Below are 19883 nucleotides of genomic sequence, written 5' to 3'. Positions count from 1 at the left end.
TTGCTCCTTTGTGTTCGCTTCGGTTATTTGCTTTCAACAATATGCCACTGACCATCCCAGTTTCGGATTTTGCATTTAGCCGTCATTCCGCGCCCGGTGTGGATGCCTTGAACAACGCCCTCGCCAGGCCCCGTTTTGGCAAAGTTCACACGGCCACAGTCTTTGAATGCGACCTGATTCATGAATCCCCCCCTGCTTTGCACCGCGTCCTCCCCCGCTGCCGTATCGACTGCTCGCTGGCCGTTTGTGATGCGAGTAGCTTGAATCACGGTCGAGCCGTCTTCTGCCTTGCTGTAGTGCAAAGTGCGCTCGTGTTCGACAGCACCGGTACCGACTGCGGCCCCCGAATCTCGCGACGAGTCGCAGCCGGCCAACGAGAGGCCAACGAGGGTGTAGATAAACAGCTTGCGCATAGATGGAGCTCCAATGATGTTTGAGGAATAAGCATGCCAGCGCGGGAGAAAATGCCAACTCAAGTTGATGCATTTACTGCCCTGGGCGGGAGCAGGGCGCTGTATCTTCCTCCGGTGTGTCGGAGATATTTCCGCCAGCAATACTCATCAGAACAGTGCGATTTGTTGGCCACTGGTTGCGGGGGGCGCAGTGAGAGCGGCCAAGTCCCGGAACAGGACGGGCGTAGTATTTTCGTCTGGCGGATTGGTGATCTCGCTGGCCATGGCCTGGTGGCGCGTTAGCCTGGCGCGCCATAGACCCATAACGTGTGCCGGCGTGTACCACAGCTCCCGTTCTTCCAGCGCCAGCGTGTTACCGAGGATCAGAATTGCGGGAATGTGCAGAAGGCTGAGCTGGAGGTAGGTCATATGAACTGCGCGGGAGTCGACATCCTGCGCAGTCACATGGAGGCAGCGCTGGTAGTTGAAGCCTTTGTCTCCCAGCGCTTCGGCGATCGCGATCACCATAGCTCCCGCACCGGATGCTGGTTCGTTGACCGTTATAAAACCTCGCTCATCTAGTCGCTTGCGCAGATCTGCACCATCCCCAAAGAGTTGTGAGGCCATGAGCTTGCAGACTGGGTAAGGGGTGAAAAACTGTCCTCTTGAGCTGTTCCCCAGCTCCAACTCGCCGAATACCTGGCCAAGCACATCGTCAGGCCCATATTCCATTGCCATGGTGAGTTCAGCGAGCATCTGGGGAAACCGATGCACCTCGCTCGGCTCATACTTCTTAATGACGCTCATGTAGCGTTTTTCACGCTCATTACGCTGGGCTAGGTCCACGCTGTTGCTCATCGCTAGCGCGCCCATTTCGCAGAAGTCCGCAAACACATCCCACAAGTGATGGCGATGGCTGTTTGCGTTGAGCAGGCGAATGAGGTTTTTACGGTGTTCTGCCGGGCTCGAGGATGCGGTCTTTGCGTTTGCGTGTCTTGATTTAGCCATGGTGCTCATCAGCTGCTATCGGGAACGTTAGGACGAACCTAACCCGAAGTGATGAGAACCCAAGAAGTCAGTCGATCACGATCTCTCGCACTGAATCCCAGTCGTTGGGGGAAGCATCGCCGGTGGCAAAAGCGAACCGCATACCCACGGTCGGCCTGCCTTTCTTCATGAGATAAGCCGCAGCTCCAGCGCACATCGACTCGTGCCCCGAGGGTTCATAGTTCCCCTCATCGTCCCAGTTGCCACCCCGTTTTGAATGCACGGTCTTGTGGCACTGGAAAGTAGATTGATCATCCTCGATCAGGGTAGAAATAATCCCCTCCAAGCGCCCGCGGCTTAGCGGAATGGCTCCTTCCTTGAGGAAAGGGCAATTCGCACAGGGTTTTTTCAGTCGGAAATGCTGCTTGATCGGATTCACTGAACCGCATCCTTAGCGCGAAACATCAATGGCGAAAACCTCGACTGGATCTGCGCCGAAGTGTGGATGAACGATCGTCGTCAAGCGATAGCCCTTCCAGGGCAACACAAGTCTTCGTGCGTCGTCTCCGCGCTTCGGATAGCCCCGTGTCAGCTCAATCTGGTCGAAGCTCTGTCCATCCAAACGCCGTCGCCAATAGGGCGTGGCAGCTCGGAATTCTTCCGGCTTGATCCCGGCCTTGATTGCGTCGAAATACTCGCCTTTGAGCGGCAGTACCAGAGTACGCATGAATAGGGTTCCTTTTCAGAGCGGTCGAGTGCAATCTAGGCTCCGATTATCCCATTTGCCAGGCACAACCCAAGCGCATAGCAGGTGGGATGGAATGCTGGTGGCTACCTGATAAGCGTAGGATGTGCGGTTGGAGAAAGCCGATGCTGCCTGGTTGGGATGTGACGCCCAGCGGCAACCTCTGAAGGAAGGGGGGTAGAGAAGGGGAGAGGGAATCTCAGAAAGGCAAAAGCCCGGTGATTAACCGGGCTTTGCAGGTCCCTCTAGGGGGATAAAACTCAAGTGCCTCAAGGGCTACGTGGCAAATAATAGGGTCAGCTGACACTTATGTCAACTATTCAGTAAGCATTTGACCTAGGCTATTTCAGCAATCCACCAGCGTTAACGGCCTTAATCACTGCTGTCTGAATCAGGGTAACGACCTCTCGCGATAGCACCTGCTCAAGATGACCACGCATCGCCCTGGGCTTGAATAGGCGCTGTTTGCTGACCTGCTCAACGAGGTCCGCTTTGGCCCACCTGGTCTGTTGCTTGAAGTACGGTAGCTCGTCAATCAGGTCGCTCCCCAGCTCGACGTGTAGCCCGCGGCTGAGTTTGCCCATGTCCTTTGTTGTCGATAGCGGCACGACAATGCAGGCATTTGGGTCGATGCGCGCGTTGAGCACAACAACCAAGCGGTTTTTTATCATTTCGGGCTTCAACCGGTAGTCATAGTTCTTGAAAACTATGACGCCGTTTTCATCGTACTGATAATCGCCGTAATTGCATTCCAAGATCTGCCCTATCTTGGGTTCAAAATTAATAGCCATCAATCGTCCTTAAAGCTGGATCGCTGCCAGACTGCATGATGCCACAGCGCCACGCATCCCGTGCGAACGAGTGCTGGGACAACCGATGCAATTTGCATTTGAGTATCAAGGCCGGGGCAGCCAGCGGATGAGTGCGGCAAGCAGCCATCCCAGAGTGCACCAGGTGGTCAACATGAGGAAGCCTAGGAGGGCGATTCCAGCGTTGCCAAAAAGCCCGTCAAAAAGCAGCAGGAAGGCCTGAGGCGCGGCTTCGAACACCCCAGACCAGATCAGCGTGGCATTGGCCACCCCGGCTAGGAACATGAGCCATGCAAGGTATTCCGGCAAATAGCTCGACTTGAGTGTAGGGGACTGCATGAGGCAACTCCTTGTTGTCAGAGGGGAGATGCTTTCAGGCTATTTCCATTATGCGATATCCCAAGCCAACAAAAAGCCCGGCGAGCCGGGCTGGGATTGCTGTTGGTGCTAGTCCTCAAAATGCAAGCTCTTGCTGTCGGTCTGCGTATCCGCACCAACGGGCAAAGCAGTCGGGATTACCCACTTCCATCTCTATGTTTCCGGCGTAGCCATGGGCGCGGGCGTCACGGATCAGTTCTGCAATAACTTCGGGACTGTCTCCCATCTCGAAACAGGTATCGAAAGTACGCTCGCCCAGTCCTTCAAACCCCCGATCCCACAAGTGATAGCTGGTGATCTCACGCACGAGGTTGTGGCGATAGGCTAGCTGCACGAAGCGCACACGGGCCTTAAAGCCCGAAGCTGTTGAGAGGCCTACCCTGTCGCGTAGACGAAACAGTTCGTTGATGGTGGAGGTGGTGTAAGACATAAGGCGATCCGAGCTTTCCAGGAGATGCCATCAGGTTACGGCATGAGGTTGGAATCCCAACCGGAATCAACGAGCCTCGGGAGAGCCGATGCCAAATGGCGGCATGATCAGAATTTCATAGACAGAAGGGGGCAGGGGATCAATTTGCACTCTGATGCCGATGTATTGGTCTGAAAGCCTCCCATCCAGAGGAAAAACTCCGTGGGGAATTTCAGGCTCGGTGCCGAGCCACATCCGGGCGCGTTCGTCGATCAGGTGAAGTCCAACCTCGATCTCCTGGTAGGGCGACACGGCCTGGCCACCAAAGACCTGATGGCCGAGTCGTGCTGCCTCGGCTTAATACATTCAGGGCTGGGTTTTTCTTTGTCAGATTTCGCTACTGCCGATCCACTCTCCACCGAGGTAGCCATCGGCGCCGTCGCGTGTGACTGACTCGTGCTCATGCGCAACAGCCATCAGTTGCTGATGCGTCCAGCCCGCTGCTGGGGCGGCAATAGCCTTGAGCACGTCGCCGGCGAGGGAGCGGATTTCAAAAGCCGCGTGCTTCAATGCAGACAGCAAGTCAGGCTCTCCTGGGCGCTGATCGGTTACGAGATTCAGCATGGCAGATTCCTATACGTGCTACTCATGGTCGCGTTTGCCTCATTCAAATTCGCGGTGGTATTGAGCCACCGGCTTGTGACAATCAACGCAAAAGGCGCGCTTACCCGGTTTCATCACCAATTTGTCGTACATACCCGAATTGTCCACGCCGGAGTTATCGCCGGAAAAGCTGGCGGGCATAAATCCCTTGTCCGCTATAGGTGTAACGCACGTAATACTCGTCTGCGCCGCAGTATGGGCACATAGTCAATTCAACTAGCGTCGGCAGGCCCATGTGATTTGCGTGACTACTGGCTGTCTTTGAGAAAGATGTGTGTGGTTGCCTGGGAAGCGATGTTTTCAGCAGTCGCTTGGGCGGAAGGTTTATCCCGCAAAAGTGAGGCTGTTAGACCTGGCTCGGTTTCAAACGCCTTGATTCCCCGGTCAATTACCTGACTCAACCGCTGGACGTCTTTGTCGTTATCGGACAGAACGAACACGAACACGGGTTTTGCCTCTGTATCGGTGTATCCCACAGAGGGGGTAACTTTCAACGAATGAAGCTTGGTGCCAGCTGGTACAGCTTCACCGAATGCTTTCAACGCTGCCGCCAACTGTTCCTGACTCAACATGGTGTTCTCCCTGTATTTTCGCGGACGCGAAAGTGGCGTCCTTCTAGTGCCTCGGCCCAGCGCGAGGGCTAGGCTTGGGCGTTCCTGGGCGTTTTTCTTAAACAGTTACTGTTGATCGGCCATGACAGAGCAAACGTAGATGAACCACGTCAGGCCAACAGTCACCACAAAAAAACCGAGCCAAAGTTTCCAGGCAGATGCAGCATGCGAGCTGAGCCAGCCAAAAAAAACAGCGAGAAATGCTGAGAAAAAAATTGCTCCACTGATGCTCATGTCGATTTCCTTGAACACTTCAGTTATTGGCAAGACTGATTGGTGACCCGCCACCCGGTACGATTTTCAGCGTCGACCTTCGCTCGCTGCATGGTGAGTTCACATTTGCGACCTGCAATCAAAATGGGCACCGCTGCCGTATCGGCCCAGATCCTCGGGTCGCCAACAACGATGAAAGAGTGCATTGCATATTCACCGGCTAACCCAATCGCAGCCTCCGGCGATCCGGAACGATCAAAGTTGAAGCTGTCCTTCGTCGGTTCGCTCACAGGAGCCTCTTGGCGCACGTATAGCGCATGGATGGCCGCGCCTCCTGGTACGCCTGCGATCAAGCCCAATAGAAGTCCTGCTGTTAATCGGTTCATGCTCAATTCCGTGATAAATGGAGGCTCGCCCTGACCTGGAAGGTGGGACAGCTGCTCGATCATAGTTCGGCGTGATTTTCACCAAAGAGAATATCGTTGGTGAACTCAACCAGCATTTGGTTTGCGTCATCCAGAGTTGGGCATCCACCCATCAGCCAGCTTGCCCACTTGCTCTGTGAGTAAAAGGCATAGATCTCCTCAGCTTGGCCAAGAGATACGCTGTACCCATAGCCTGATAATGCGGATTTGATATTTGCGGCAGTTTCAGCGACGCCTTCGTAACTACGGCAGAGGTCAGGGCCATATTCCGAGACAGCTGCTAGGATGCGCTGCAAACCCTCTTCAAGGTGGAGGTCGCCTTTCTTGCTTTGCACCACTTCACTGGATTCGTTCACTGCTGTTCCTTTTGAGTGCCTAATCATCTTGTTTTCCCTCAAGCAGCGGCTTGATCGGCCTGAGCCATGATCGCCTTCGCCGCGTGGTTGATCATGTAGAGCTGAGCATAAAGGCTGTCGCATGTCTTCGTTATCCGGTGCTCGTACCACTCTTCGCCGAGGCACAGGACCTCGGCATTGTCGCGCATGAACTGGTGCGCCTCTTCGGTGAAACCGATGTTCTCAGCGAGGCCAAAGAGGTCGTCCCAGTGCATCCAGCGATCATCGCCATTCTCCAGATCGCGGCGGTTGGCCACAGTCAGGGCGCGGAACTCCCCCCAATGCTCACCACGAACCAGGTCCGCATCCTGCGCCCAGGCTGGCAGGGCGTCCCAAATTTCCTCGGAGCAGTTGTCGTGCAGTTCCCGGCAGATGCTCGACACCAGTACCTGGCGGAACAGGGTTGTGCTGAACACCTGCTTTTTGTGGGACTCGTTGAGCTTGGTGTGCAGGTAGTAGGTGACGTCATCACCCGCAAGGAACGATATGCCATAGCCCAGGCCGACACTGAACGTCAGGTCGCCGATATCGCCGACAACGGCGATTCCGAACCGGGTCATCATGATATCGAAGGCATAGGCGGTGGTGCCCTCAGCCTTGCAACGCCAGACTTCAACATCGGATTGCTTCACCAGGCAAGTGTACTGGTGATCCTTGAGCTTTTCGGCAGCACGAGCCTTGCGCTCAGCTTCTGTCTGCCGGCGTTCTTCGATGTAAGCCGCTCGCGTTGTTTCAACATTCATGATCCGTTCCTTGACTGCATGTGGGTGACAAAAGATTCAGCTATGAGCGTACTGCGGCTAGCCGAAAACCCAATGGCTGGTTGAGCGACAGTGCGTTGCTCAAAGAAAAGCCCGCCGAGGTTAAGCCTGGCGGGCTTTTGTAATAAAACGAGCAGCTTCAGCGGCACCACAGACGAGACAGGAGGGGGAGGAGTGCCTTGGGAGCATAGCTTCTACCATGAAGCTGCCCAGGGCCTAATTTACCATGACTCGCTGCGGTCTTCTGCTCTCTCAGGAGAACAGCGATTTGATCGCCGAAAGAAGGCTTCGCTTTGGCGCTTCTGGTTCCACTGGTGTTCTTGCCGCACGGTAGGCTGCCATCAGGTGAACATCGTTGGCCAACATCCGGTAGACGCACTGGTTTGCGTCTGGGGTCGGCTTATGCAGCTGGTACCCATGATGTTTGCTGATATACAAAGAAACCGCGGCACTCCGGGATCGCCCGGCCTGGCAATTGACAGCGATATTTTCCCCTTGATCTGCAATTTCCCGGATGCGCTCCCGCAGCACGTCAGCCTTGCTGCTGAGCAAGTAGTCGACGTAATTCCGCTCAAAATCTGGCCCGTATATCTCAATGACTTCTTCGTCAAAGCCAGCATCAATGAAGTGGTGGTAGCTCACACTCTTCCAGCGTGCTTCGTCGATGCAGGCCTGATCTTCAAGGCCATCAGATATCGATATCAGATGGCAGTCAGGGCCTGGCGAGTATGCTTCAGCCTCGCTGCGCGATAAGAAGGTGCAGCTGGGTATGGTTTGGTGCATTTTTCTCTCCGTTGCTACCGACATGTCTACTGGGTTACCGAGGCCCTGAATTTCGATACATCGATGCGCTGGGCTTCCACTAGGCTCTGTAGTTTGCCGACATGAAACGCGGCAATGACCGGGCTCTGAAGAAAAGCAACACCGGGAATGGTGTTTGGCAGCAACGCCGTAACCTTGGTATGCAAATGTGCCCGAATCGGCTCATACCATGGCGCGTAACCACCCTCTCTCTTTTGGCTCGGATTGCGGTAGATGGACTGGCCGTCGCCCTCTGGCAGCTTGAGCATTTTCCGACACTCCAGTGACTCGTGGCTGAAACAGCCGATTTTCATATCACCGTCCAAGATGCCTTGACGCAGAGCACTTACCTCGGACGTTGCGAAGATGAAGGACATGCCCAGCACGACCAGGAAGAAGCCGGCCACGCGCAGGCTTAGCAGTTGCCCTAGCCCATACAGCGCAAGTAGCCCCCCCATTACGGAGCCATGCCAGTAAAGACCAACTCGAGGGCTGAGGAACGATGCGTTCCGCATATCTTCGTTGGTGATTGGCACCTGGAAGGTCAACCAGGCGGATGCGAGGACGCAGATAGCCAGCCACGCGAAGATCAGCAAGCCAGCCGTCGCGATGACAATGCTCATGAGCTTTTCAGCCTGAGTTAGCAGGGCCTGCTTGGGCATATCGGAAGAGGGAATTTCTGTGGACATGGGTAGATTCCTTTTTCAATGACAAAGCCCGCGAGCTGGTCGGGCTTGCGGGCTTCTTGTGTGGGAGGAAGGATTACTTCTTGGCGTCGATGAACGGCAGGGTTCCGCCTGGAAGTACCGTGGTAGGCAGCACGCCGTTCCAGCGCTCGGCTTTGGTAAGCTCGACCAGGCCGGGGTTGCTGCCCAGGGCGCGGGCGCGGGCGTCGATGGCTTTTGCTTCCGCTTCGCCGCGCAGCTGGATGCTTTCCGCTTCGGCACGTGCGGCGGCCAGTGCCGAATCCGCGGTAGCCTGGGCCTGGGTGACGACAATCCGCGCCTGGATCTGCTCAGTGGCCAGTTGCTGCTCACGAGTCTTCACGGCAACCTCAGCGCGCATGCGTTCTTCGATCGACTTCTCGTAAGCGTCACTGAAGTCGATGTTCTCGACTTGCACACTGTCGATCACCACCGGCCCACTGATTGCGCCCTTGATTGCGGCGGCGATATCGGCAACTAGCTTGCCGCGTTGCTGTACCGCGTTGACGGCGGTGTACTGACCGAAGACGTTTTCTACCTGTGTCGGGACATGGCGGCTGATCGCCCTTGTCAGCAGGCCTTCCAGATCGGCGTAGCCCTTGTAGACATCCGCGACCTCGCCTGCCGGCACGTGCCAGCTGACCGAGACCGACAGCGTTGCAGCCTGCTGGTCACGGCTGTACGCCTGCAAGCCGTCCCACTTGGTGGCGTTGTTCTGTATCGAGATCGCTTTGGCGCTGTCGATGAAGGGGATTTTCCAATGCAGCCCAGGATCTGCCACCTCCATAAAGGCACCGTTGCGCAGGACTACTGCGCGCTCTTTCTCGTCGACGGTATAAAACGAACCCAGCAGCAAACCCACACCAATAACGGCCACAACGGCAATCGAGCCGAGAGCCAGGGGAGATCTGGAAGAGGATGAGAAATTGTTGAATTGCATACTGATGATCCTTGGTGGTTGGTCAGCGGATAGTTTGTTAGGTAATGGCTGAAGGATGTCCCGATTTCAGGCGGTTTTATCGCCTGAAAGCGGGCTATGCTGTTTGCGGTTGTGCGGTGTTTTTCTCCTCGGTTTCGGTCGAGTTGCATTGGCCACGCTATAGGCATGCCTGAAAAACCCAAGTCACCTCGATACGGCCGTCTAGCTGGCTGATTGAGTCGTAGGGGCTGACAGCGCGAAAAAAAAGGCGACACAAATGGTCGCCTGAGTTCTATGGGCCTCCGTTTAGAGGCTCTTCAACACACCCCAGTGAACTGGACGGCGATCCGCCTTTTCCAGTGCCTCCGCTGCTACCGAGGCTTGCTCGTGCGAACTCCACACGCTGTCGGAGCAACGCTCAACTCCGTGCTCCTGGTCTCGGAAAATCAGGTCAAAGGTCGGAGCCTCATACTGGTCAGAGATATCCCGCACTACAAAGCGCTCGTGCTCGAGGTGATGTGTCACGGCGGATGCGGCGCTCACAGGCACGATCCTGCTTTCAGGGGAGCTGAGGATGCAGACCCCGAGGGGACTCCCAGCTGCTCCGCCGAATCACTCTTGGGGGGCAAGCTCGACGCCGAACCGTCGCGCTCTGGTTGGGAGATGGACGTTTCGATGTTGCAGCGACCGATCTCAATTCCAAGCTCATTGCTGGCCTGTTGGGAGAGATCTTGCAAAGCATCCTCAACAGCTAATTCGAGCTTGGCCTTCAGTCGAGAAAGTGCTTGTGGTGAGCCAGTAACTCCAATGGCCAGGCTGAGGTTAAGTCCAGCCTGATGCCGGGCTTGGGGCGTGACGACCTGCATAAATGGTTCTCCGTATAGGTTGATCTGCCTCCTTCTCTCACGATCGTCGAGAATCCCAAGTTCCCGTTGCCTGTTCAGGATTGCTTCTCCTCAGTGTTTAATAGCCGTGTATAAATTTTCTGACGGAAATCCCATGGATCAAAGCCTTGAAGTCTTGGAGCGAACGCTGCAAGCAAGCATCAAAGAGCAGCGCTCAGCACGTCGCTGGAAGAATTTTTTCCGTCTCGCGACTCTTGGGATCGTCGTGACTGCCTTTGTGGTCGGCGGAAGGGCAGACCTTGATGGCGTTGGGGCCGATGTGCCGGTAACAGCAAAAATCAAGGTGAGGGGAGTGATTGCGGATGGGGAGGAAGCGAGCGCTGAGAACCTGAAGCGTAGCCTCGGCAAGGCCTTTGAAAGTGAGAATACGAAAGCTGTGATTTTGGAAATCAACAGCCCAGGCGGTAGTCCCGTCCAAGCAGGCCATGTTTACGACGAAGTTCGCCGCTTGCGTGCACTGCATCCAGACACGAAGGTTTATGCCGTCATCACAGATCTGGGGGCCTCCGGTGGCTATTACATTGCCAGCGCAGCCGATGAGATATTTGCGGACAAGGCCAGTTTGGTCGGATCGATCGGTGTAACCGCGGCGAGCTTTGGTTACGTCGAGCTCATGCAAAAGCTTGGGGTCGAACGCCGCTCCTATACGTCCGGCGAACACAAGGCCTTCCTCGATCAATTCCAGCCTCAAAATCAAGAGGAGACGAAGTTCTGGGAAGGGGTGCTCAAAACAACCCACAACCAATTCATTCGCTCGGTTGAGGCTGGGCGGGGAGAGCGTTTGAAAGCGAAGGAGAATCCCGACCTATACTCGGGGCTGATATGGACTGGTGAGCAAGCGGTAGGACTGGGGCTGGTTGATCGCCTGGGTGATTCTGACTACGTGGCTCGTGAAGTCGTAGGTGTGAGCAAGATCGTTGACTTCACCCGCAAACAGAATCCCCTGGATCGCTTTGCCAGCAAGATCGGCGCTTCGGTTGCCGAACACCTCTCATTGCGGCTTGGGTTCGACGGCCTGAGCTTGCGCTAAAGCCCAGCAGGAACCCGGCCAGGCTAAGCAGTATCTGCCCCGTCCAGAGATGGACGGGGCATTTTTTTAGCCGCGCTTGAGTTGATCACGCAACTGAGTGGGTAGATTGCGAATAGTCAGCGTGCCGGCATTCTCGTCGTAGTCGATCTTGGAGCCCAGCAGGTGGGCCTCGAAGCTGATCGACAGACCTTCGGCGCGGCCGGTGAAGCGGCGGAATTGGTTCAGGGTGCGTTTATCCGCTGGGATCTCAGGTGACAGTCCGTAGTCGCGGTTGCGGATGTGATCGTAGAACGCCTTTGGTCGATCTTCATCGATCAGCCCGGACAGCTCCTCCAGCGTCATCGGCTCGCCCAACTTCGCCTGGCTGGTCGCGTAGCCAACCAGAGTATTGGTCTTCTCCCGCGCCTGCTCCTCGGGCAGATCCTCGCTCTCGACGAAATCGCTGAATGCCTTGAGCAAGGTGCGGGTTTCACCGGGGGCGTCTACACCCTCCTGGCAACCGATGAAATCACGGAAGTAGTCGGAGACCTTTCGACCGTTCTTGCCCTTGATGAACGAAATGTACTGTTTGGACTGCTTGTTGTTCTGCCACTCGCTGATGTTGATGCGCGCTGCCAGGTGCAGTTGGCCGAGATCCAGGTGCTTGGCTGGGGTCACGTCCAGGGCGTCGGTCACCGCCACGCCGTCGCTGTGGTGCAGCAGGGCGATGGCCATGTAGTCGGTCATGCCTTGCTGATAGTGGGCGAACAGGACGTGGCCGCCGGTGGAGAGGTTCGATTCTTCCATCAGCTTTTGCAGGTGCTCTACGGCAGCGTGAGTGAAAGATGTGAAGTCCTGGCCGCCCTCGATGTACTCCTTCAGCCATCGGCTGAAGGGATAAGCGCCGGACTCCGCATGGAAGAGCCCCCAGGCCTTGCCCTGCTTTGCGTTGTAGCTCTCGTTTAGATCGGCGAGCATGTTGTCGATGGGTGGCGACACACCCAGCTCGCTGTCGCGGGCGTGCAGGACGGCTGGAGTACCATCAGGTTTTTTGTCGATCTGATGAACGATGATGTGACGGATTGGCATGAGCAAAGTCCCTGTAGTTTGGGGTTAGTAAGGCGTTTCGTGGGGGTGTTTCGACAAATGGGCGGTGAGCACTTGCTTACTGAAGTCGGTCAGGATTTCAGGAGCAAGAACGGAACCGGTGATTGCAGCGGCGGGGCGAAAAATCCTCTTGCCGGAAGCCGTGAGCCAATCGAACACCATGAAGTGTTGGTGCGCTCCAGTTTTGAGAGGCGGCAGCGCCTGCCAGGTCATAGTTGAACTGGCGTATAGCGACAGTGCTGATATGACGGTTTGCGACTCCCCTGCATTGCGGCTCCGCTCGGGCAGAGCGTCATAGGCGCTGAGGGTTGCGCCGAGAACATCAGCGGGCTGAAGTCCGTCAAGATTCTTCAGATCCTCGCCGCTCTGCATTGCTCGATAGCCGTCCAGCGTCAGCTGGCCAACGAGTCGGGGGCCAGCAACCAGGTTGTATGAGTACAGCCAGAATCCAACGGCATTTCGTGCGCCGGCTGCTTCATCATCGATAACCCAGCTTGCATGCCGCAGCGACTCAGCAAACTTGCGAGCGCGCGCCTTTCCTACGTCATCCATCTACGACTCCTATCTCTTGGCCTGCGTCGACGCCTGTGCGAAAGCTCAGGCAATGTCGAACACAGTCGCACGCCGGCCGGAAAACCCAAGTCGAGATGCGAGCATCAGGAAGAGCCTGTATCGGCGCATTGGCAGGAAAAAATATCCGTCTCAATCAGGCTGCGCTCTGTTGCCGTCTCCATTCCACGGATCGAGCACCTGGCTTGGGTTATTTCGAAGCGATGGTTTCCTACCTGTAGTTCTTACAGCGGGAAACCTCGATGCAGCTCCGACCCTACCAACAACAGCAGGATTTTGAACTCCGCAAGGGCATAAGCCTTGGCGCGATCATTCAGATGCTGATGAGTCCTACGGGCTCCGGTAAGACAGAGGTGGCCAAGCACATCATTGCCGGTGCGCAGGCGAAGAACCGGAGGGCCTGGTTCATCGTCGACAGCGTGAAGCTGCTCGATCAGACGCTTGAGCGGTTCCACAAAGATGGATTGGTCGCCGGTGCGATTCAGTCAGACCATCCCTGCACTGACTATCGAAAACCCATCCAGGTCGCAACGATCCAGAGCTTGCGTCCGCGCCTGGACTACATGCTCAACCACCACAAACCACACCTTGTTCTCATTGACGAGGCGCATGTCATCCACGAAGCCCATATTGAGCTGATCACGTGGTGCCGGCGGAACAAGGTGCCAGTTATCGGGCTCAGTGCTACCCCTTGGCGGCGAGGCCTGGGCCGCATCTTTGACAGACTGGTCAACTGCATCTCCCTTTCCGAGCTGACAGACCAAGGTTTCCTTGTCCCTACACAGTGCTACGCGCCCTCCGTGCCTTCGCTGAAGGGGGTGAGCACGAAGCCGAATGGTGACTGGATCGAGGACGAGCTTGCCACGGTCATGGGTGACGCCAAGCTGCTTGGTGACGTGGTAACGCACTGGAAAGAACTGGGTGAAAACCGCAAAACGATGGTTTTCGCCTGCAACGTCCAGCATTCCAAGAAGCTCGCTGCTGAGTTTTTAAAAGCTGGGGTTGCCGCAGCTCATATCGATGGCTATATGCCTCCGCATGAGACCGAGGAGATCTTGCGCCAGTACAAGGCGGGCAAGATAAGGGTCTTGGTCTCAGTGGCTATGCTGATCAAGGGGTTTGATGACCCCTCGACCAGTTGCCTCGTGATAGCGCGGCCTACCAAGTCCCTGATGCTTCACTACCAGATGATTGGCCGCGGGCTGCGACTCTCGCCTGAAACTGGAAAAATCGACTGCATTATCATTGACCACTCCGGGAACCTCTTGCTTAACGGGAAGCCAACGGACGAGGTGCCCGATGCCATGGACAATGGGGAAGGGGAGCGTCTTGACCGCCGCCCGCAGGACAAAGGCGATCAGGAGAAAAAAACCAAGCCATGTCCGAAGTGCAGCTTTGTTTTCAGCGGATTGCTCTGTCCGAAGTGTGGCAATGAAATCGTAATACCGGATGGGGTGGCGGTGGCCACCGGCAAACTGGTGAAGCTAGACGATCGACGCAAAGTGCTCGGGCCGACCAGTAAACAGCACACTTTCTGTGAGCTGCTTGGGTACGCCCGTGAGACCGGCAAGAAAGACGGGTGGGCTCAGTACGCATACCAGGCATACATGAAAGAGCTGCCAGATCGCGCATGGATCGGTACCGTGCAACCCAAACCACCGAGTGAAGACATGAAAAGCTGGGTGAAGGGCTATAACGTCCGTCGCGCCAAAAGCAAACGCCGATTCGGGTGAACCGGCGGCTTGGGATTATCCAGAGCCATGTTTCACTGCTTTCAGCTGGGACTTAACACCCATGCGATTTTTCAACAACCAAGGATTGACATCCTCCCCCGGCTTAAACGCCGGGGATTCCCTCTCCAGGACGCTCATGCCCGAGCGCGAGAATGTTCCTGGCCGCGTTCACGTCGCGGTCGTGAGTGACACCGCACTCACAGATCCATTCTCTTATTCCAAGCCCTGCGATACCTCTCGGCCTGCTGTCGGGCAATGCACCGCAACAGCTACAGGTTTGGGTGGTGTACGCCTCGTTCACAACCCTGAAGACGATGCCTGCGTGCGCGCATTTGTAGGCCAGCATTGTTTTCAGTTGACCCCAGCCGGCATCGAGCACCGACTTGGCCATCTTGGTTTTGACGAGTTTCTGCGAGCTGACATCGCCCACGATGATCGTGTTGCAGCGCTCGACCAGCGAGCGGCTGAATTTGTGTAAGGCATCCTTGCGCCGGTTGGCTATCTTGGCGTGGATTGCCCGCACGCGAGCCTTCTTGCCGGCACGCTGGGCGCTGGCCAGCTTGGGCTCCAGGTCGCGGTAGAAACGCCCATTCTCCAGCCGCTGCCCGTCGCTACAGGTGGCCACGTCCTTCAGGCCCAGGTCGATGCCTACTACCCCTTGCCCCGTCGATAGCTGGGTCTCCAGCTCGACGACCACATTGAAATACCAGCGGCCTCGGGCGTCTTCGCTGAAGCTGCCGGAGCGGAGGCGGTACTGGCCCAGCCCGTAGCTGTCCCAGACCTTGAAGCATCTGCCATTGTGGAACACCTGGCCGTTCTTCCAGCTCGCTGCGCCGGATTTGAACGGAATCCAGCCGAGCGAGCGGCGAACACCGATCGATTTACGCCAGCTCAGCCGGGCCTTCTTGAACTGCCGGCGGCGCGTGGCGTATTCCCGCGACACTTCCTGCAATGTCTGCGAGTGCAGGCCCAGTTCCTTGCTTGCGCCCTGGGTATAGCGATCTAAGTCGTAGGCCGACAGAAAGACCCCGCGCTCACGGATCGAGCGATGGCTGAGTTCGTTCAGGTAGTTCCAGACGAAATTCACCTGCCGGGCCATCTGGCGCAGCAGCTGAGTGTGTTTGTCTCGAACGCGAACCTGGAGGGTCTTGGTGTGCTTCATGTCGGCAGCGTGCCATAGCTCTGGAATAACCCAAGGTGAGCCATCGCTATTCTCCGGCCGCCCCGATCTAGGGCGGCGTCTGCGTAATTCAGACCAAAAAACCGCCCGAAACCAGACCTTTCCCCGCGACCTGCATGAAACGATCTCCTCACCTAAGGAGACTCACATGCCCAGCGAAAAATATCTTCCGGCGATATGCCGATCACCACTCATTGACTACCTGGCAGGCATCGGCTCGCACGCGGTCATGATTCTGACGTTCAGGCACAGCGGCGAAGAGCTGCGCTCGATGTCCAGTCGTCACGCTGCCGGCTTGATGGCAGTAGCGGTTGGCATGGTCGTCGCCTGTACCCACCTCGCCCCGAGCTCCAGCTCCACGCATAGCTTGGCGCTTTACACACTATTTCCCCTCCTCATAGCAGCAGCAGCCTTACGCACCTTCGGAATGCATGCCGTTGCAGGGTATGCGACGTTCCTGGTGGTGACAGAGCCGGTAGCCCTGGTTGTTCGCCATCTCCCAATGGGCGACCTGATTGATGCCGTGTTTTCGTTCTGGTGCTTAGCAGCGCTGTCTGTCTACGGCGGCAAATGTGCAAAAAACAGAATGGAGTCGCCTCAATGAAGTCGACCGCAGAACAGCTCCCCATCATCGAATACCAAGGTGACCATCTGGTGGTGAAGGCCTATGCCGGGTGCGGCAAGACGACAACGCTTGTTGCCTACGCCAACCATCACAGCCACTTGCGCATGCTCTATCTGGCGTACAACCGCGCTATCCGGGATGAAGGCGCGGAGAAGTTTCCGAAAAACGTAGTGTGCAAGACATCCCACCAGTTGGCCTGGCCGCAGTTTGGCCGACACTATCAGCACAAGCTCGGGAACATCCGTCTGACGGATGCTGCCGGGCTCCTCAAAACACGGAACTGGGGAGATGTTCGAGACGCTATCGCTGTGCTCAATGCCTACCTTTCGAGCGCTGACGAAGAAATCAGTGAGGCGCATTATTTTGCTGCGCTCAGCGAGGAAGAGGCAGCGGAGCACGGAGCCGATCACCTCGACCGGACGATAAATTCTGCCCAGAAACTCTGGGACGAGATGATCGATACCGAGAGCAAATTCCCCTGCCAGCATGACGCATACCTGAAGCTCTTCCAGCTCAGTAATCCCCAGCTGCCGTATGACGTGATCCTTTTCGATGAGGCGCAGGACAGTAACCCCGTAACTGCCTCCCTGGTCGCTGGTCAGAAGGCGAGGAAGATATTTGTCGGCGACAAATGGCAGCAGATCTACCGTTGGCGAGGGGCTGAGAACGCACTTGATACGCAGATTGTGCAGGGCGCGGCGTCGATGTTCTTGACCAACTCATTCCGGTTCGGGCCGATGATTGCCGGCGTAGCCAATGCGATCCTCAAACAGCAAGGGGAAACACGTCCCCTGGTCGGGTACGGTGCGCGCGACAAAGTGACGACATCGCTTCCCTCTGGATGTAACCACTACACCGTGCTCAACCGCACGGTGATTGGCGTGATCATGACGGCCATTGATGCTGTATCTGATGGCCAAGTTGTCTACTGGAACGGGGGGATTGAGGCATACCAGATCTCCGACCTCGAGGATGTTTACCATCTGAAGGTCGGCCGCAAGGATGAGATCCGCAACAAGCGCCTTTTTGGGCAGTTCAGCGACTTTGGAGGGTTTGCCGAAGCGGCAGAGGAGTCGAAGGATGCCGAGATGAATCGGATGCTCAGGATACTCAAGGAGCACAACGACATCCCGAAATTGATCGCAGCTCTACGCCGTAACTCAACAGATGATCCTCTCGATGCCGATGTGATTGTGAGCACATGCCACCGATCAAAGGGGCTGGAATGGGATGTGGTGGTCTTGGAAGAAGATTTCCCGGACATCTTCGACGAAGAGAAAATCACCCCAGATCAGCGGATTGATGAGCTGAATTTGCTCTATGTCGCAGCCACAAGGGCAAAGAAGGTACTGGTGATCAACAGCATCACCCAGGTCGTGATCCAGAAAAGTCACGCCGAGGCCAAGCGGGAGATGGAAGCGGCAGCGGGGCAGCGCGCATGATCTACCTCTACCTTGCGCTTTTACTTGTGCCGGCCGGAGCGATTTTTGTCTGGGGTAGGCTGGTGTCACAGTTTTCGGCAAAGACGTGGATTATCTATCGGAACACTGGAATCATCGGCGGGCCCGTACATGAGCTGGCGCACGCGATTGCATGCCTGCTCTTCGGCCTGCGAATCAGGAAGCTTGCGCTATTCGCACCGGATGCAATCACTGGGCAGTTGGGCTACGTCGAGTTTTCCTATAGCCCGTTTTCTTTGCGCAACTCGATTGGTCTTCTTGTTCAGGGCATTGCGCCCTTGTTGGCCGGGGGCGCAATCGCCGTTCTCTCCCTCGGCACATCATCCGAACAGAGCCTTCCCGACCAGGGCATGGTGCCTTTGGTTGTCTGGATCGGCGCTGTGGCCACCGGTTCTGTTACCGCGATCGTCGACTTGGGTACTGGCTCATTGCAGGGGTTTGCTCTGGCGTTGCTCGTCCTAGTTATCTCGATGCACGCCATTCCAAGCACTGCCGATATCGCCCTGGGTCTCAAGGGCTTTGCCATCATTGCGGTCGCTTTCGGCGGCTTAGTCTTCTTGCTCCAGATGATTCCATTCCAGGGAGAAGGTGTTGCAATGGCGTTCATCATCAAGGCCGCGGATTTTGTGGCGCGTTATCTCGAGATCGGGATGTGGCATGCGCTCAACGGCGCAGTAACGGTGGTGACCCTATCTGTAGTCGCGAGCGTAGTGCTGATCCTGCTCCCAGCGTTTTTCTTCCATCTCAAATCCTTCTGGGATGGAGCCCGTGGCCATGTTTGAGCACTTATGGTGCATGCAATCGCGGGTGCATTAGGCCCGAGCAATTCACGAAGTCAAGGAAATTATATGCCCAAGTTTCTTAACACCAGCGCTACCAATTACTACCTGGAGGAGCTGATCAAGAACGCGAAAGAGCGGCTGATCCTGATCAGCCCGTTCCTCAAAATCAATGATCGCATCCGCGAGCTGCTGGAAGACAAAAACCGTATGAAGATTGACGTGCGGATCGTCTACGGCAAGAGCGAGCTCAACCCTCAGGAAATTAACTGGCTCAAGGGCCTGACCTTCGTTCGCACGAGCTTCTGCAAGAATTTGCATGCCAAGTGCTACCTCAACGAAGAAGTGGCCATCATCACGAGCCTCAACCTCTACGAGTTCAGCCAGGTCAATAACAACGAGATGGGCATCCTGCTGACCCGGGAGGCTGACTCGGAGTGCTACCGCGATGCCTACGACGAGGCTCAGCGTATTGTCCGTGTAAGCGATGAGGTGCGTATTGCAATGGAAATGGTCGTCAAGGTCGAAGGCGGTGGCGCTGCTGCTCAGGCAGCATCGGCATCGACCGATGCGGCTGATGGCGGTTCAGGCGCTATGGCCAAGCTCACCTCTGCAAAGTTGGCTGCAAAAATGGGCATCAAGACGAAAGACCTGATGGATCGGCTTGTTGCGGGGGGATACCTCGAGCTTCGAGATACCATGCATTACCTGACAGAACTTGGTAAATCCGCAGGTGGCGAGTTCCGGAAGGGGCCTGGCGGTTTTTACTTTTTATGGCCGTTTGATTTTGATTTTTGACGCTTGTGTCGAGGCCCGACCGGCACGGAAAGCAAGCCTGGATGCCATGGAATTCCTCACCTGATGTGAGCCGGCCCAGAAACACGATAAGCGAGCCGCCCAAGGCTGACTAAGGGCGGCTTTTCTTTCTCCTCCGGGCCTGCTTGACCGCAAATTTGCGTGATCCCAGAGGGTTGCAGGCATCCCTGTAAATAGGCATCATGGCCCTACCGAAAGGTGCGTAAGCTGCGCGCTATTGCAGCTCAAGAACCCTCACAGCTCCGATCGGGGCTGTTCAAGTAAGCATAAGTCCATCTGACTTATGCTACCTCCCAGAATCAACCATCCGCGCATGAGCGTAGATGTTTGTCCGTGCCTGGCACGGGTCGTTAGCTGCGACGGCGGCGGCGAAAACTGAGTGCAACACCTGACCTTTCCGGTACGGTGCTGTCCCTATGTCTTATTCCGAACTCAGCGTTGAAGAGCGCGCCACCATTCAAATCGGTCATGCCCAAGGTTTCAGCCT

At 56.2% G+C, this 19883-nt stretch carries 29 protein-coding genes; 7 read left to right on the top strand and 22 right to left on the bottom strand.

Annotated features, from left to right (window positions below; genetic code table 11):
* Positions 1-23 precede the first annotated feature (23 nt).
* The 19 genes from AC19YT_RS23885 to AC19YT_RS23795 form a co-directional block, all read right to left on the bottom strand.
* Positions 24-413 (bottom strand): hypothetical protein, encoded by a 390-nt coding sequence (locus tag AC19YT_RS23885; protein ID WP_023049076.1) that lies wholly within the window; start codon positions 411-413, stop codon positions 24-26.
* 147 nt (positions 414-560) lie between these two features.
* Positions 561-1409, bottom strand: a complete 849-nt coding sequence (locus AC19YT_RS23880) for an N-6 DNA methylase (RefSeq protein WP_238347821.1) — start codon at positions 1407-1409, stop codon at positions 561-563.
* Positions 1410-1467: 58 nt separating this feature from the next.
* On the bottom strand, positions 1468-1818 hold the full coding sequence (locus tag AC19YT_RS23875; protein WP_011077933.1) for a phosphatase PAP2 family protein: 351 nt from the start codon (positions 1816-1818) through the stop codon (positions 1468-1470).
* Positions 1819-1830: 12 nt separating this feature from the next.
* Entirely contained in the window at positions 1831-2106 is a 276-nt protein-coding gene (locus AC19YT_RS23870; protein ID WP_011077934.1) for a hypothetical protein, read from the bottom strand.
* Positions 2107-2465: 359 nt separating this feature from the next.
* A complete protein-coding gene (locus tag AC19YT_RS23865) occupies positions 2466-2915 on the bottom strand; it encodes a type II toxin-antitoxin system PemK/MazF family toxin (RefSeq protein WP_011077935.1) in 450 nt (149 codons plus the stop codon).
* Positions 2916-3020: 105 nt separating this feature from the next.
* A complete protein-coding gene (locus tag AC19YT_RS23860) occupies positions 3021-3272 on the bottom strand; it encodes a hypothetical protein (RefSeq protein ID WP_060763806.1) in 252 nt (83 codons plus the stop codon).
* Between the two features lie 115 nt (positions 3273-3387).
* Entirely contained in the window at positions 3388-3741 is a 354-nt protein-coding gene (locus tag AC19YT_RS23855; RefSeq protein WP_060763805.1) for a hypothetical protein, read from the bottom strand.
* A 66-nt stretch (positions 3742-3807) separates the two neighbouring features.
* Entirely contained in the window at positions 3808-4032 is a 225-nt protein-coding gene (locus AC19YT_RS23850) for a hypothetical protein (protein ID WP_060763804.1), read from the bottom strand.
* 75 nt (positions 4033-4107) lie between these two features.
* Positions 4108-4344: a hypothetical protein gene (locus tag AC19YT_RS23845; RefSeq protein ID WP_060763803.1), complete on the bottom strand. Its 237-nt coding sequence runs from the start codon at positions 4342-4344 to the stop codon at positions 4108-4110.
* Between the two features lie 39 nt (positions 4345-4383).
* Positions 4384-4524 carry a hypothetical protein gene (locus AC19YT_RS23840; RefSeq protein WP_324747408.1) on the bottom strand — a complete coding sequence of 47 codons (141 nt, stop codon included), beginning with the start codon at positions 4522-4524 and terminating at the stop codon, positions 4384-4386.
* A 107-nt stretch (positions 4525-4631) separates the two neighbouring features.
* Positions 4632-4955, bottom strand: a complete 324-nt coding sequence (locus tag AC19YT_RS23835) for a hypothetical protein (protein WP_060763802.1) — start codon at positions 4953-4955, stop codon at positions 4632-4634.
* Between the two features lie 105 nt (positions 4956-5060).
* The gene (locus AC19YT_RS23830; protein ID WP_155718103.1) at positions 5061-5228 is read right to left on the bottom strand and encodes a hypothetical protein; all 168 of its coding nucleotides are present in this window, start codon (positions 5226-5228) and stop codon (positions 5061-5063) included.
* Positions 5229-5251: 23 nt separating this feature from the next.
* On the bottom strand, positions 5252-5593 hold the full coding sequence (locus AC19YT_RS23825) for a hypothetical protein (protein WP_138763901.1): 342 nt from the start codon (positions 5591-5593) through the stop codon (positions 5252-5254).
* Positions 5594-5652: 59 nt separating this feature from the next.
* Complete coding sequence (locus tag AC19YT_RS23820; RefSeq protein ID WP_060763800.1) at positions 5653-5988, bottom strand: hypothetical protein; 336 nt, start codon at positions 5986-5988, stop codon at positions 5653-5655.
* A 38-nt stretch (positions 5989-6026) separates the two neighbouring features.
* The gene (locus AC19YT_RS23815) at positions 6027-6770 is read right to left on the bottom strand and encodes a hypothetical protein (RefSeq protein WP_060763799.1); all 744 of its coding nucleotides are present in this window, start codon (positions 6768-6770) and stop codon (positions 6027-6029) included.
* A gap of 270 nt (positions 6771-7040) precedes the next feature.
* The gene (locus tag AC19YT_RS23810; protein WP_060763798.1) at positions 7041-7571 is read right to left on the bottom strand and encodes a protein-tyrosine phosphatase family protein; all 531 of its coding nucleotides are present in this window, start codon (positions 7569-7571) and stop codon (positions 7041-7043) included.
* Positions 7572-7597: 26 nt separating this feature from the next.
* The gene (locus tag AC19YT_RS23805; RefSeq protein WP_060763797.1) at positions 7598-8278 is read right to left on the bottom strand and encodes a hypothetical protein; all 681 of its coding nucleotides are present in this window, start codon (positions 8276-8278) and stop codon (positions 7598-7600) included.
* A 73-nt stretch (positions 8279-8351) separates the two neighbouring features.
* Positions 8352-9233, bottom strand: a complete 882-nt coding sequence (locus AC19YT_RS23800; protein ID WP_060763796.1) for a prohibitin family protein — start codon at positions 9231-9233, stop codon at positions 8352-8354.
* Positions 9234-9751: 518 nt separating this feature from the next.
* Positions 9752-10078: a hypothetical protein gene (locus AC19YT_RS23795; RefSeq protein ID WP_060763795.1), complete on the bottom strand. Its 327-nt coding sequence runs from the start codon at positions 10076-10078 to the stop codon at positions 9752-9754.
* A gap of 133 nt (positions 10079-10211) precedes the next feature.
* Between AC19YT_RS23795 and sppA the strand changes: the two genes are divergently transcribed.
* Complete coding sequence (gene sppA / locus AC19YT_RS23790; protein ID WP_060763794.1) at positions 10212-11147, top strand: signal peptide peptidase SppA; 936 nt, start codon at positions 10212-10214, stop codon at positions 11145-11147.
* Positions 11148-11213: 66 nt separating this feature from the next.
* Here the strand turns inward: sppA and yejK are convergent, their stop codons facing one another.
* Together yejK and AC19YT_RS23780 are read right to left on the bottom strand one after the other, a co-directional pair.
* Complete coding sequence (gene yejK, locus AC19YT_RS23785; protein ID WP_043859657.1) at positions 11214-12215, bottom strand: nucleoid-associated protein YejK; 1002 nt, start codon at positions 12213-12215, stop codon at positions 11214-11216.
* 24 nt (positions 12216-12239) lie between these two features.
* The gene (locus tag AC19YT_RS23780) at positions 12240-12785 is read right to left on the bottom strand and encodes a hypothetical protein (protein WP_060763793.1); all 546 of its coding nucleotides are present in this window, start codon (positions 12783-12785) and stop codon (positions 12240-12242) included.
* Positions 12786-13045: 260 nt separating this feature from the next.
* Here AC19YT_RS23780 and AC19YT_RS23775 point away from each other — a divergent pair, with 260 nt between their 5' ends.
* A complete protein-coding gene (locus AC19YT_RS23775) occupies positions 13046-14536 on the top strand; it encodes a DEAD/DEAH box helicase (RefSeq protein ID WP_033045069.1) in 1491 nt (496 codons plus the stop codon).
* A gap of 103 nt (positions 14537-14639) precedes the next feature.
* Here the strand turns inward: AC19YT_RS23775 and AC19YT_RS23770 are convergent, their stop codons facing one another.
* Positions 14640-15698 (bottom strand): RNA-guided endonuclease InsQ/TnpB family protein, encoded by a 1059-nt coding sequence (locus AC19YT_RS23770; protein ID WP_060763792.1) that lies wholly within the window; start codon positions 15696-15698, stop codon positions 14640-14642.
* A gap of 166 nt (positions 15699-15864) precedes the next feature.
* Here AC19YT_RS23770 and AC19YT_RS23765 point away from each other — a divergent pair, with 166 nt between their 5' ends.
* The 5 genes from AC19YT_RS23765 to AC19YT_RS23745 form a co-directional block, all read left to right on the top strand.
* Positions 15865-16320: a hypothetical protein gene (locus tag AC19YT_RS23765; protein ID WP_028622355.1), complete on the top strand. Its 456-nt coding sequence runs from the start codon at positions 15865-15867 to the stop codon at positions 16318-16320.
* Positions 16317-17783: a 3'-5' exonuclease gene (locus tag AC19YT_RS23760; RefSeq protein WP_060763791.1), complete on the top strand. Its 1467-nt coding sequence runs from the start codon at positions 16317-16319 to the stop codon at positions 17781-17783. The genes AC19YT_RS23765 and AC19YT_RS23760 overlap by 4 nt, the downstream gene beginning before the upstream one ends.
* Entirely contained in the window at positions 17780-18583 is an 804-nt protein-coding gene (locus AC19YT_RS23755; protein ID WP_060763790.1) for a hypothetical protein, read from the top strand. Before AC19YT_RS23760 ends, AC19YT_RS23755 begins: the two co-directional genes overlap by 4 nt.
* A 66-nt stretch (positions 18584-18649) precedes the next feature.
* Positions 18650-19378, top strand: a complete 729-nt coding sequence (locus AC19YT_RS23750) for a phospholipase D family protein (RefSeq protein WP_060763789.1) — start codon at positions 18650-18652, stop codon at positions 19376-19378.
* A 434-nt stretch (positions 19379-19812) separates the two neighbouring features.
* Positions 19813-19883: helix-turn-helix domain-containing protein (locus AC19YT_RS23745; protein ID WP_146469857.1), on the top strand; the 71-nt coding region annotated here is incomplete at its 3' end.

It is taken from the genome of Pseudomonas sp. MF08875 (assembly GCF_059862525.1).
This window is presented reverse-complemented; position numbering and strand designations above follow the sequence as displayed.

Excerpts from the sequence above, each read along its gene's own strand:
- AC19YT_RS23830 (WP_155718103.1), bottom strand. The coding sequence starts at position 5,228 with ATGAGCATCAGTGGAGCAATTTTTTTCTCAGCATTTCTCGCTGTTTTT.
- AC19YT_RS23770 (WP_060763792.1), bottom strand. The coding sequence starts at position 15,698 with ATGAAGCACACCAAGACCCTCCAGGTTCGCGTTCGAGACAAACACACT.
- yejK (WP_043859657.1), bottom strand. The coding sequence starts at position 12,215 with ATGCCAATCCGTCACATCATCGTTCATCAGATCGACAAAAAACCTGAT.
- AC19YT_RS23870 (WP_011077934.1), bottom strand. The coding sequence starts at position 2,106 with ATGCGTACTCTGGTACTGCCGCTCAAAGGCGAGTATTTCGACGCAATC.
- AC19YT_RS23810 (WP_060763798.1), bottom strand. The coding sequence starts at position 7,571 with ATGCACCAAACCATACCCAGCTGCACCTTCTTATCGCGCAGCGAGGCT.
- sppA (WP_060763794.1), top strand. The coding sequence starts at position 10,212 with ATGGATCAAAGCCTTGAAGTCTTGGAGCGAACGCTGCAAGCAAGCATC.
- AC19YT_RS23795 (WP_060763795.1), bottom strand. The coding sequence starts at position 10,078 with ATGCAGGTCGTCACGCCCCAAGCCCGGCATCAGGCTGGACTTAACCTC.
- AC19YT_RS23885 (WP_023049076.1), bottom strand. The coding sequence starts at position 413 with ATGCGCAAGCTGTTTATCTACACCCTCGTTGGCCTCTCGTTGGCCGGC.
- AC19YT_RS23780 (WP_060763793.1), bottom strand. The coding sequence starts at position 12,785 with ATGGATGACGTAGGAAAGGCGCGCGCTCGCAAGTTTGCTGAGTCGCTG.
- AC19YT_RS23800 (WP_060763796.1), bottom strand. The coding sequence starts at position 9,233 with ATGCAATTCAACAATTTCTCATCCTCTTCCAGATCTCCCCTGGCTCTC.
- AC19YT_RS23880 (WP_238347821.1), bottom strand. The coding sequence starts at position 1,409 with ATGAGCACCATGGCTAAATCAAGACACGCAAACGCAAAGACCGCATCC.
- AC19YT_RS23840 (WP_324747408.1), bottom strand. The coding sequence starts at position 4,524 with ATGCCCGCCAGCTTTTCCGGCGATAACTCCGGCGTGGACAATTCGGGT.
- AC19YT_RS23760 (WP_060763791.1), top strand. The coding sequence starts at position 16,317 with ATGAAGTCGACCGCAGAACAGCTCCCCATCATCGAATACCAAGGTGAC.
- AC19YT_RS23755 (WP_060763790.1), top strand. The coding sequence starts at position 17,780 with ATGATCTACCTCTACCTTGCGCTTTTACTTGTGCCGGCCGGAGCGATT.
- AC19YT_RS23765 (WP_028622355.1), top strand. The coding sequence starts at position 15,865 with ATGCCCAGCGAAAAATATCTTCCGGCGATATGCCGATCACCACTCATT.
- AC19YT_RS23855 (WP_060763805.1), bottom strand. The coding sequence starts at position 3,741 with ATGTCTTACACCACCTCCACCATCAACGAACTGTTTCGTCTACGCGAC.
- AC19YT_RS23750 (WP_060763789.1), top strand. The coding sequence starts at position 18,650 with ATGCCCAAGTTTCTTAACACCAGCGCTACCAATTACTACCTGGAGGAG.
- AC19YT_RS23835 (WP_060763802.1), bottom strand. The coding sequence starts at position 4,955 with ATGTTGAGTCAGGAACAGTTGGCGGCAGCGTTGAAAGCATTCGGTGAA.
- AC19YT_RS23860 (WP_060763806.1), bottom strand. The coding sequence starts at position 3,272 with ATGCAGTCCCCTACACTCAAGTCGAGCTATTTGCCGGAATACCTTGCA.
- AC19YT_RS23815 (WP_060763799.1), bottom strand. The coding sequence starts at position 6,770 with ATGAATGTTGAAACAACGCGAGCGGCTTACATCGAAGAACGCCGGCAG.
- AC19YT_RS23825 (WP_138763901.1), bottom strand. The coding sequence starts at position 5,593 with ATGAACCGATTAACAGCAGGACTTCTATTGGGCTTGATCGCAGGCGTA.
- AC19YT_RS23775 (WP_033045069.1), top strand. The coding sequence starts at position 13,046 with ATGCAGCTCCGACCCTACCAACAACAGCAGGATTTTGAACTCCGCAAG.
- AC19YT_RS23805 (WP_060763797.1), bottom strand. The coding sequence starts at position 8,278 with ATGTCCACAGAAATTCCCTCTTCCGATATGCCCAAGCAGGCCCTGCTA.
- AC19YT_RS23845 (WP_060763803.1), bottom strand. The coding sequence starts at position 4,344 with ATGCTGAATCTCGTAACCGATCAGCGCCCAGGAGAGCCTGACTTGCTG.
- AC19YT_RS23865 (WP_011077935.1), bottom strand. The coding sequence starts at position 2,915 with ATGGCTATTAATTTTGAACCCAAGATAGGGCAGATCTTGGAATGCAAT.